Source organism: Prevotella disiens (assembly GCF_900454955.1).
Classification (GTDB): Bacteria; Bacteroidota; Bacteroidia; order Bacteroidales; family Bacteroidaceae; genus Prevotella; species Prevotella disiens.
In genome coordinates, this window is the sequence record NZ_UGTL01000001.1 from 896,645 (window position 1) to 908,674 (window position 12,030).

A 12,030-nucleotide genomic window follows, 5' to 3' on the forward strand; every position below is an offset into this window, starting at 1 on the left:
ATATTTAAATTTAACCCTTTTGTTTCTTCTTTTAATTCTTCTTTAAAAAGCAAGTATGACCAGGTATATCGCCTGTTTCTGTGTGCCATTTGTATTTGCCATTTCTGTCGAAACAATATAACTTTCCGCTCGAAACGTAATTGGTTGCGTCCATCACGTAGATATCTCCTGTAATAGGGTGAATGGTAAGGGCGTATGGTGTTTCAATAGGGTAGTCGGTTGGGAACGTGATAAAGTTGTTATTGATGACTTTATTGGTTCTAATATCTACAACTTTAAAGTTGGTTTCGCCTTTCACCTTTGAGAAGCAGACCAACGAATCGCCATGTATATCGAAAGTCATGGACGGAATATTAAGCGCATCAACCACTTTTTCGTTGTCTATTACATAGATATTGGGGTCAATATCGTTGCGATTTCCTTGTGATGCCACATAAAGTTTGCCATATTTATCGTTGCGAATGCGGAATAAATTTGGGGCTACATCAATAGTATTCACCACTTTAAAGGAATTAATATCAATCACGCTGACGGTACGGTCGTAGCCCAATGCTTTGTTCATGCCCCGATAACCGCCACTATTTGCCACATAAATTTTGCCGTCTTGCACCACCATTTCTTCTGGTTGATAGCCTACAAGGCATTTTCCTTCTATCTTTAGCGTTGCCGTATCTACTTTATAAACAGCCCCAATGACGTCTGCTTCACCAATTTTGCCCACATAAGATGAAACGTAAGCATACTTTCCATTGAAAGAAAGGTAGCGACAATTCGGAATATCAATGTGTCCACGACTCACAGCAGTCTGTGCATCAGCTACTTCCACCTTGTTTGATTGGTTGATAACTATCCAAAGTTGGTCGCCATATACCTTTATATCGTTGCCCACGTCGCCCAATTCTTTCACCAAATTAGGGTTGCGTGAAGGGAAAATATTGCGGAAATATTTTCCTGAGTCAAGGTCTAAATAGTCCAAAGTGGCTTTGTTAGACCCCATATTGCCTTCATTCAGCACATACATACCCGCAATATTGGTATGGGTAACTTCGCTAATATCGTGAATATCAGGGTAAATTATCGTATCGTCCTCACGACACGAAGCTGCTGTAAGGAGTAATAACAAGATGAAAAAAACGTGTTTTACTTTTATCATTGTCTTGTATTTTTTAGAGTTCTATTTGTAATCCAATCGTACCATTAATGCCCGGCATTGGGTAATTGAGGATTACATCATATTTTTGGTCGAAAATGTTGTTAGCTTCCAATATCAATCTGCATTTTTTAGCCCATAAATTAAAGTCGTATTGCAAACTTAAATCACTTGTGTACCAAGGCTGCATGTAGTTGATTGGCGTGTTTTCTTGCTGATTGTAACGCTCGCCCGAATAAATAAAACTATAGTTGAGTGTCCAATTGTGGTAAGCTAAATTCACGATTGCCGACCCACTGTGGTGTGGAATATACGGAATTTGGTGCTTGTAAAACGAGTTTGATTTATTGGTTACATCTATTGCTTTTTGGTAAGTGTATTGCAAGCGACCTGTAACTAAGAAATCGCGTATCGGCTGCATCGTTATAGCACCTTGCATGTCCATGCCTGTGATGTGAACCTTACCTAAATTGAGCATTGTCCAACGGAATTGCTGCCCCTTAGGGTAGGCTATGATTTTGTCGTGAATGGAGTTGTAATAAACATCGGCTTGAAAATGAAGATTGTGCAAGAAGCTTTTGCTATTTGTTTTGTCGAACACGGTGCCGAAATCATATTGTACGGCACTTTCAGGTTTTAGATTTGAACTGCCTAAATCGGTGTAATACAAGTCGTTGAAGGTAGGCATGCGGAAACTACGCTTTACGAAAGTGCGCAAACTAAACTTTGTTTGCGAGCCATTTTCTTGCTTGTCGATGAGTGGAAAATCTATGAATACGGCAGGTGTAAACTTTGAAATATTATTGGTTTCACTCATTCCGTCCATCAAACGCTCCGTTGGGTGGAGTTTATCGTGAACGAAAGTGCCGAGAATAGAGGCTTGAATGCGAAAATATCTGCTTTCAAACGCTGTTGCTAAGCTAATGAGATTAGAAAATCTTGTTGGGAAGACAAAGCGATAAGTGTTGGCATTGAGTTTGTTCCAATGGAAGTCGTAAGCCATAGAAACGCTCCAATTGGGCAAGATTTCGTAGGCATTGGCAGTTGAAACATAAACTTCTTGTTGCCAATATTTATTGTTGGCAGGCAGTTGGGTGGTATCGTTGTTCACATAATGCGTGCGGTAAAACGCATATTTAGCCAACCATTGTGTTGAAAAACAGTCGGTAATATCTTTTTGGAAACGTGCTTGTACAAAGGTGTTTACATCGCCTTGTCGCTCGCCACGTCGCCAAACATTGTTCACGATAGCCCCTGGAATGCCTCGTTGGCTATTATAAAAATACGCTTTTGTGTTCCAAAAACCACGAGTGAGAATACCATTGATATTCAAGTCCACACGGTCGGCACGTATGTCGCCATTCTGTCGTGTTGCCGTTGTGTCGTAAGCCACTTCTCCCGAAGGGGTTACACGGCGATAATTGAATTTATATTTTCCACTTGAAGTGAGGTGTTCCACATTGAACGAACTTGAAACCGTTTCAGAAATGCGTTGTTCCCATAAGCCAGAGATGCGGAAAAGGTCGCTCGAACCATATTTCGTTTTAAATTTTAGGTTGTAATGCTTGTTGTTAAAAAAGCGTGGACGGCGTGTGCAAATGTAGACACTGCCTGCATTTCCAAAATCGGAAGCAGGTTGGAAGATAGCACTTTTCTGTCCGTTATACAATGAAATTTCGTCAATATTGTCTAATGAATATTGTCCAAGGTCGATTTGCCCGTTTTGAGCATTGCCCAATTCTACTCCGTCGTAGAAAATTCCCACATGATGCGTACCCATACTGCGAATATCGACTGTCTTAATGCCACCTACACCACCATAGTCTTTAAGTTGCATACCAGAGAAATAGCGCAAAGCATCAGCCACCGATTGACTATTCAAACGTTCTAAATCTTTGCCTTGTAAGCTTTGAGCAGGTACAATTTCGCGTTGGGTCAATCGTGAAGTGATAACCACTTCATCAATTGTTTGAATTGAATCTAATTGTGGTGTTTGAGCTTTCACCCCAATAGTGCATGCTAAAAGAATAACTGTGGGCAATAACTTCATAATGTATAATATATTGTTGTGAATTGAATGACTTGCTATTTCGTATATCTTCTTTGCACGCTAAAACCCACTGTTTTGACTCTAAAAACAGGCTGTTTTGAAGTGCAAAACAATAGGTTTTAATTTTATTCTTATTTTATCGGACAAACCAAATGGCGCATCTGGTGTCCGCCCCATTGGTTGTTATCCTTATAAATAAATCCAACCCTTGTATAAAGTCGCTCTGCCTGTGGGTTGTTGGTATCGACTAATAGTCCAGTAGGCAGATTTATGGATTTCCCCTTTTCGATAGTTGCTTGTAAAAGTTGTTTGGCAATACCTGCGTTTCTGTAATTTACATCAACGCAAAGCGAGTCAATGTAGAGTTCGCCAGCGGTAGTTTCATCGTCCATGTCAGAGAAATCTCGACCGAATGCAGCTATTGCCCCATCTATAAATGCTTGTCTCAGAGAGCGAAGGAGGCTGCCGTCATAGCTCACACATATCCCTGCAATCGTTCCATCAGGGGTTATTGCCACCAATGTGTTGCAGTAGGAATATTGAGAATCAGTACGTTCGACGAGCGATTTCATAAGGTTGAAAAAGTCGTCTAACGTATGTTCTTCTCCTGCAAACCATTGACAGCACTCGTGGTTCATCGCTTCCATGATGAGGCGTGCTATGATAGTCGAATGTTTGGGTTGTGCTTGTGCGATTTTGATTTCCATAATAGTGTGGGGGAAAGTTGTTTTTGTCTATTGCTTTAACGCTGTAAATTCAGCAAGCATTTCAATAACTTGAGCGGTAATGGCTTCTACGCCACCTTTTACGTTCGACTCAATGTTTAAAGGTAATACTGGGTCGTGCAATGATTGGCGCAAAAGGAACCAACCTTGCTCGTTTTCAGCTGTACAAGCGATACGTACGCCTTCGTGGTTAGGGGTTACTATCTGCCAACCCTTATGCTTTTCAGCATTTAAACGGATATGTTCCAACACTTTTTCGCCGTATTTTTTGAAGTCGTCAGTAGTGATTTTGAAACGTATTTCTTTGCTTTCTTCGGGTTGTTGTAAATCGCTTATCAAGTCTTGCAACTCTTTTCCTTCTTTGCGCAAGTTAGCTGCTTCGACAATAAGTTTGGCTACCAAGTAGGCACCGTCGTCTAAGAAATAGTTTTCACGCAAAGCAGCATGTCCAGAAGTCTCTATTGCCAACCACGATTCTTCACCTTCTGCATTCAAACGGAGCGACTCATTGATAACATTCTTGTAACCACGGCGGAAACGATGGTGCACTCCTTTGCGGTCGGCAATGAACTTTGCCAATCCGTCAGAGGTAACTGAGTCGGTTACGATAGTGCTTTGTGGGTGTTCACGAAGGATAACGGCTGAGATTAAAGCAATAAGAGCGTTGCGATTTATCGGTGCTCCCGTTCGGTCTACAATCGCTGAACGGTCTACATCGGTATCGAAAATAATACCCAAATCGGCTTTATTATCAACAACAGCCTTACAAATGGAAGCCATTGCCTCTTTATTTTCAGGGTTAGGAACGTGGTTAGGGAAGTTGCCGTTAGGTTCAAGGAATTGGCTACCCGCAGTGTTTGCCCCTAATGGTTCTAAGACTTTGTTTGCGAAAAAGCCGCCTGCTCCGTTGCCTGCATCTACAATGATGTGCATACCTTTCAGTGGTTGGTCGCCTGAATTTACGCTTTTACGAATATAATCTTTGAGGATTTGGCAATAAGTTTGCATGAAATCAACGTCTTTGACTTCGCCTTTTCCCTCTGTTTGTTGCGCATTTTGTGCAGCAGCAAGTTCAAGAATGCGAGCAATATCTGCTTTTTCCAATCCACCTTTGGCTGTAAAAAATTTCAAACCATTACGATTCCAAGGTAAATGGCTTGCGGTTACCATGACGGTACCATCGGCTTTCAGACTTTCATCAACGGTTGCCATAAACATAGCAGGGGTAGAAGCCATGCCAAAGTTGAGAACTTTTGCTCCCATAGCCGAAGCACCAGCCGAAAAAGCATCGCGAAGTGTTGGACTTGATAGGCGTGAATCGCTACCAATAGCAATAGTTTGTTGCGTTTTGCCATTCTTTTCGCCCAACCATCTTACAAATGCTTGTGCTAAAATACTCGTAACTTCTTCTGTCAAATTAACATTTTCGCCTTCGATACCTTCCAATGCTACGCCTCGAATATCTGAGCCGTTTTGCAGTTTCTTCCAGTCCATTTCTATCTTTTTAGTTATGTTCTTCGTTCTTTTTTTATAAAGTAAATTTATAATAGTGCAAAGTTACAAAAAAGAATTGATAGAGTGGGAGTGGTATTCTTATAATTTTTTTTTCGATTCATGGCATTTTGATGAAAGGAAAGTATCTACTAACTAGTTGAGCATGATACCAAAAGGGTTGCTTATGTGAGCCTACACGAAATGAAACAAAAATCCCTCATAAGCAAAATGAACACTTATGAGGGATTTTATTACTTTAGAAGTTTAAAATTTATTACTTTAGAAGTTTAAAATTTATTACTTTAGAAGTTTTAAACTTTGGAGTTTCTTCGCTGCACCACTTGAAAATTCTGATGGTTGGAATGCTATACATGGTACCCCAAATTGACCTTCAAGGTCGAATTGTGCCATAACATTTTCTTTTTCGTTTACAAATGTTGGTAAGGCTGACTTGTTAGTATATACATATCCTTTGTCACTTAGCATCTGTTGAATACTTGGTGAACGTAAAGTCATCGTGTTGTTAGCAATAAGAAGTGCTGCACCATATTTATTATTATCATCTTTCATTAATAAAATCTTTGGAAAATCAGGAGATTTTGTTACGACCATAATACCTAATGCACCTCCATATCCATCGTCAGTTGTTTCCTTAAAGTAATCCAATTTCTTGTATTCTGCAACAGCTTCGTCCATTGTGAGCTTACCAAAAACAGTGTAAGGCCATGGCATGTTAACTGTTTCAGGAGGTACTTGACCATCGAAATTTTTAAATACGAAATGAATATTTGGTACGAAGTTAGGGTCTCCAGCCTTAGGAACCATTAAAACAAAAGCAGCAGCTTTTTGTTTTGCGTTGTAATAAAGCATTGCACCACTTTGGTCTTTAAGGGTAGTGTAATAGAAACCTAAATTTTTCAAGAATGCAGTTACGTTGTCTGGAGTTACTACTTCCTTGTTCTTAATGTATAAAACAGCTTCTTCAAGTTTGCTATTAGTTTTTTCATCAAGCCAATATTTTACCATTGGGAAATTTTCAATGCCTGTATCAAAGGTGTAATATCCTTTTTCTTTCTTTGATTTCTCTGCATTAAGTTTATGACCACAACGTGCTTCAAAACTTTCGATAAGTGAATAAGGCGCATATTTGGCAAATAAAGGCATGAATAAGCCTGTTTTGTCGGTGATTGGGTTGAGGCGTGTCCACGAATAGGCACTTTCATCATTTGCACCGAACATAAATGTATTTTTGGTTGTGTTCAGTACAATCACAGAAGCTGGTGTAACATCGCTTCTAAAGATGCGTTCTTCTTTGTTACCGCTCTTTTCTTCACTGTATTTGTTGGCTGTAAGGTAAGCTACAAATTGCTTTTGTGCATCAGCGTTTTCAAGTTTTCCCTCAGCAAATTGATACTTAAAGGCTTCACTATCGAAGGTATAGATGAATTCAACTTTCTTGTTGTCAAGGGTTCTTACTTCTTTCAGGTGAGTTTCATCTATTTTTGTAACGGTAGCTCCGCTATTTTTAGACAATTCTTGTGTTAAATTGTCAATGGTAGCACCAAATGAAGAACTTGGAAGAGCTTTTACTGCTTCTTCAATCTTAGGGTTTGTAGCATTATCATCATCGTTACATGCCGTGAAAGTAAACATTGTGCAAGCGAGTATGCACAGCAATGTTAAGGTTTTTAATTTGTTCATAAGTTCTATTTTTTTAATTTGTAATTGTGTCGTTAGTTGAATGAAATATTATTTATCTCCAAATGTAACTTTCTAAATAGGTTACAAATGTAGGAAATATTTTATAATTTGCAAATAATTAAAGTGTTTTTTTTGCGTTTTTCTTGCTAATGAATTTTATTACGTTATTTTTGTGTTGATAATAAGAGGCTTGTTGGCGGATTTTATTAGTAGTAATGAGTGAAATAAATTCCTCAAAACAAATACAAGCCTACCGATTGTAACAATCGCAATCGACTTGGTGGTCGTTGATGATGCCTATTCCTTGCAAATTAACTATAAATAATGACTGACCCAACGTATTTGAATCCACGTTTTTTCAAGTCTTCATTGCTTCTATTTTGCGTTCTTTTTCAAAGTGCGATTTCTTTTGCCACGAGCATGTATAAATTTCGTTTCACTCATTTTGTATTACTGAATACTCTTCATATACGCACTTGCCATTTCTGCGCAACGTTCTCCGTCGATGCCTGCACTGACGATTCCGCCTGCATAGCCAGCTCCCTCACCACAAGGAAACAGACCTTGAAGGCGAACGTGCATAAGGGTTTCACGGTCGCGAAGAATGCGAACTGGCGAACTGGTGCGTGTTTCCGATGCTATCATTGTGGCTTCATTGGTCAAGAAACCATGGGCTTGTTTGCCGAAAGTTTTAAAGGCTTCTTGCAAACGAGTGGTAATCATTTCTGGTAACCAAAAGTGTAATGGGCTGGAAATGAGTCCTGGTGCATAACTTGAAGAAGGTAAATCGTAAGACAAACGCTTGTTTACAAAGTCAGCCATACGCTGTGCTGGAGCTGTTTGGCGCATGTTTCCTTGTTGCCATGTATCAAGTTCAATCTTTTCTTGAAAGTGCATCATGCGCAAAAGGTCATCGCCTTCGATATCTTCGGGATTGATTTGAACCACCATACCAGAGTTCGACCATTTTGTTCCACGGTTGGCTGGACTCATTCCGTTGGTTACAATCTGTTTCGGAGCGGTTGCTGCGGGAATGACAAAGCCCCCTGGACACATGCAAAACGAGTAAACACCACGTTCTTTTACCTGTGTAACAAAGGCGTATTCAGCCGCTGGGAGGTAGTTGCCACGTCCGTTTTTATTGTGATATTGTATTTGGTCGATTAATGTTGCAGGGTGTTCCAAGCGCACGCCAACGGCAATTCCCTTTGCTTCCATTTCTATTTTTGCATCGTAACAATGCTGATAAATATCACGAGCGGAATGGCCTGTGGCAAGAATAACAGGACCTTTGAAAGTTTTTTCTTGTGGTTCACCCTCGTAAGTTGATACGGCTTTCACGCCAACAACCGTGTTACCGTCAGTTTCCAACGCCACCATTTTCGTTTGAAAATGTACCTCTCCGCCACAAGACAGAATGGTATTGCGCATATTTTCAATGACTTTCGGAAGTTTATCGGTACCAATATGGGGGTGGGCATCGGCAAGAATTGTGGTTGATGCACCATGTTGGCAGAACACATTAAGAATTTTATCCACCGAACCACGTTTCTTACTGCGTGTATAAAGCTTTCCGTCAGAGTAAGCACCTGCCCCTCCTTCGCCAAAACAATAGTTCGATTCAGGGCTTATGGTGTGCGTACGAGAGATTTGGGCAAGGTCTTTTTTGCGTTCTCGCACGTCTTTTCCACGTTCAAGAACTACGGGGCGAAAGCCTAATTCTATTAATTTCAAGGCTGCAAATAAGCCGCCAGGTCCTGCCCCCACGACTATTACACGAGGTGAATGGCTTACATCGGGATAATTGGTCTTAATGAAAGCATCGTCGTGCGGCACTTCGTTGATGTAAACTCTCACCTTTAGATTGACAAAAATATCACGGTGGCGAGCGTCAATCGAGCGTTTTAGCGTGCGCACATGATTAATGGTTCGTGCGTCAAGCCCTTTGTCTTTGGCAATAAACTCTTTTATATTCTGCTCGCTGACTGCCACTTGCGGCATCACACGAATTTGATATTCTTGTATCATAATGGATTTTGGGTGTTGGGTTGGGGTGTTATATGAAAGATGAAGCCAATTAGTAAATGCGAGGACCAAATATTTTTGTTCCCACTCTAATCATTGTGCTGCGACATTCAATGGCAATAGGGTAGTCGTTGCTCATTCCCCACGAACGTTCTTTAAACGCTGGGTCGTTAGCAAAATACTTTTCCTTTACTTCATCGAAGAAATTGGCAGCTTCGGTCATTTCTTTTCTTATTTGTTCTTCATCGTCTGTATTTGATGCCATCATCATTAACCCAGAGATATGAACGTTTTTTAGTTCGCGCCATGCGCCTTCTTCTAACAATTGGCGACACTCTTCAATCTTGAAACCATACTTTGAAACTTCTTCGGCAATGTGCAATTCTAAAAGTACGTTGATAATTCGGTTGTGCTTGGCAGCCTGTTTGTTGATTTCTTTCAATAGTTTGAACGAATCAACTGCCTCAATCATAGAGATATAAGGTGCAATGTATTTCACTTTATTGGTCTGCAAATGCCCAATGAAGTGCCATTCTATATCCTTTGGGAGCGTACTTGCTTTTGCCGAAAGTTCCTGTTCGTGGCTTTCTCCAAAGATGCGTTGCCCCTCGTTGTAGGCTGCTTCAAGATATTCGTTGGGGTGAAACTTGCTGATGGCAATCAAACGGACACCTTCAGGTAGTCCGTCTTTCACCTCATGTAAATTTGTTGCTACATCATACATCGTTCAATTGTTTTATGGTATTCGACTTTTTGTTTATTCGTATTCAGGCTTTTCGGTTGGTTTGGCTGCTGATTTGTGTTCAAAAACGTCCATTAATTTTGTATCGGCAATAGAAACAATGTCGTAATCAATCATCGTTTTTCCCATTGCTTCGTCTACATGCTTTACCGCACCATTTACAGAGTGAGCTTGAACAAGGAAAGTTACGATAGAACGCTTTTCCTTTTCGGTCTTTTCGTCAATCGTAATAAAAGCCAAACGTGCCTTAAACCATTTGTCATCTTTATCGCCATCGCTGAAGAAAATTTCTTTATAAGCTGCTGGAGTAATTGCTTTTACGTCAAATTCGCCAGTAATATAATGTAACATTTCTTCGGTTATGGCACTTTCTGCTTCCGAAAAACTCAAAGCTTCCACCGTGTAAGCCTCTGTAACTTTCTTTGTTTGACCATCTTCCATGGTCTTATCGTAGCGCACCTTAGTTTCAAACCAAGCACTTGATTTGCTTCTCATTCTTTTCTAATTTATTAGTGATGCCCACCAAAGCATTTGTGCTGTGTTGGACATGATGATTTATACTAACTGCAAAAGTACTAAAAAAGTCTGGCTTAATCTAACTTTGTTCGCTCAAAAAAATCATAATTCATTTCGGAAAATACAAAAGCACCGCCACTAAACGATACCGTAATTTTTAAAACAATGGGTTTTGAACACCAAAAGAGCCTATTTTGAGCTTCAAAACAATAGGTTTTTAATTTTAAAGCGTTATCTTTGCATGGCAGTTTATACGACAATAGGGCAAGGCGGACGTGTTCGACCAGTCTGAATTGTCTGAAAAAAGCAAAAAGTGAATTGTGTCTGACTCGTCCGACTCGTCCCACATTATTAAAAAATAACAAGCAAATGAACTTTCCTTTATTCATAGCAAGAAAGATAAATGGTAACGAAGATAAAAAGCGCAAGGTTTCAAAGCCTGCGATTCGCATTGCAACCTTTGGTGTAGCCATAGGTCTTGCCGTGATGATTATATCGGTTTGTGTCGTGCTTGGTTTTAAACATACCATTCGTGATAAGGTCATTGGGTTTGGTAGCCATATAACAGTAGCCAATTACAACTCCTTGCAGAGTTCTGACGATTACCCAATTGTAGTAAACGATACAACAATAAACAAACTGAAAAAGGTGAACAATGTACGTCATGTGCAGCGATTTGCCTATACGCAAGGTATATTGAAAACCGATGACGATTTTCTCGGAGTAGTTTTAAAAGGAGTAGGAGCAGAGTTTGATACTACTTTCATTCATAAAAGTATGGTGGAAGGAAGCATTCCAACTTTCTCAGACAAGGCAAATCAACAGAAAATATTAATCTCAAAAACGATTGCTGAAAAGTTAAATCTAAAAGTAAACGATAAAATTTTTGCCTATTTTGTCAATCAACAAGGAGTGCGTACACGTCGTTTCACCATTTCGGGAATCTACGAAACCAATATGAAACAATTTGATTCGCAAATTTGTTTCACCGACCTTTATACAACTAATAAGCTAAATGGTTGGAAAACAGACCAATGTAGTGGGGCAGAAGTCTTGATAAACGACTTTAATCAACTTGACATTTCGGCTTTAAAAGTGCTTAATAGTGTGAAAGGAACGACCGATAGATATGGTGCAACTTATTCGGCTGCAACCGTCATAGAACAAAATCCACAAATATTTTCATGGTTAGACCTTATGGATTTGAATGTTTGGATTATACTTGCCCTCATGATTTCAGTTGCAGGAGTAACCATGATTTCAGGTTTACTCATTATTATATTAGAACGAACCCAAATGATTGGCATCATGAAAGCCATGGGTTCAACCAATAAACAAGTGCGCCATATCTTCCTTTGGTTTGCAACTTTCATCATTGGAAAAGGATTGTTGTTGGGCAATCTTGTCGGATTAGGCATCGTTTTATTGCAAAAATATACAGGTTTGGTATCCCTTGACCCAAAAACTTATTACGTTAGCACCGTCCCCGTAGAGATAAATCTACCACTTATTCTTATCTTGAATATTGCTACCTTATTAATATGTGTCTTTGTTTTAATTGCTCCGAGCTACCTAATAAGCCACATACACCCAGCAAAATCAATGCATTACGAGTAAGAAAAACTAA

At 39.7% G+C, this 12,030-nt stretch carries 9 protein-coding genes; 1 reads left to right on the plus strand and 8 read right to left on the minus strand.

Annotation, left to right across the window (positions count from 1 at the left end; translation table 11 throughout):
* Positions 1-31: 31 nt before the first annotated feature.
* From DYI03_RS03935 to DYI03_RS03975, 8 genes are all read right to left on the minus strand, one after another.
* Positions 32-1,153, minus strand: coding sequence for a YncE family protein (locus DYI03_RS03935; protein ID WP_021670353.1), 1,122 nt, complete (start codon positions 1,151-1,153; stop codon positions 32-34).
* 13 nt (positions 1,154-1,166) lie between these two features.
* Positions 1,167-3,200, minus strand: coding sequence for a TonB-dependent receptor plug domain-containing protein (locus tag DYI03_RS03940; RefSeq protein WP_021670354.1), 2,034 nt, complete (start codon positions 3,198-3,200; stop codon positions 1,167-1,169).
* A gap of 131 nt (positions 3,201-3,331) precedes the next feature.
* A complete protein-coding gene (locus tag DYI03_RS03945) occupies positions 3,332-3,907 on the minus strand; it encodes a GNAT family N-acetyltransferase (protein WP_021670355.1) in 576 nt (191 codons plus the stop codon).
* A 27-nt stretch (positions 3,908-3,934) separates the two neighbouring features.
* The gene (locus DYI03_RS03950; protein WP_021670356.1) at positions 3,935-5,419 is read right to left on the minus strand and encodes a phosphohexomutase domain-containing protein; all 1,485 of its coding nucleotides are present in this window, start codon (positions 5,417-5,419) and stop codon (positions 3,935-3,937) included.
* 297 nt (positions 5,420-5,716) lie between these two features.
* Entirely contained in the window at positions 5,717-7,120 is a 1,404-nt protein-coding gene (locus tag DYI03_RS03955; protein ID WP_147287662.1) for a hypothetical protein, read from the minus strand.
* Positions 7,121-7,570: 450 nt separating this feature from the next.
* Positions 7,571-9,148, minus strand: a complete 1,578-nt coding sequence (locus DYI03_RS03965) for an NAD(P)/FAD-dependent oxidoreductase (RefSeq protein WP_021670358.1) — start codon at positions 9,146-9,148, stop codon at positions 7,571-7,573.
* Between the two features lie 49 nt (positions 9,149-9,197).
* The gene (locus DYI03_RS03970) at positions 9,198-9,869 is read right to left on the minus strand and encodes a YggS family pyridoxal phosphate-dependent enzyme (RefSeq protein ID WP_021670359.1); all 672 of its coding nucleotides are present in this window, start codon (positions 9,867-9,869) and stop codon (positions 9,198-9,200) included.
* A gap of 33 nt (positions 9,870-9,902) precedes the next feature.
* Entirely contained in the window at positions 9,903-10,382 is a 480-nt protein-coding gene (locus DYI03_RS03975) for a DUF4494 domain-containing protein (protein WP_021670360.1), read from the minus strand.
* 390 nt (positions 10,383-10,772) lie between these two features.
* Here DYI03_RS03975 and DYI03_RS03985 point away from each other — a divergent pair, with 390 nt between their 5' ends.
* Positions 10,773-12,020: an ABC transporter permease gene (locus DYI03_RS03985; protein ID WP_021670362.1), complete on the plus strand. Its 1,248-nt coding sequence runs from the start codon at positions 10,773-10,775 to the stop codon at positions 12,018-12,020.
* Positions 12,021-12,030 lie beyond the last annotated feature (10 nt).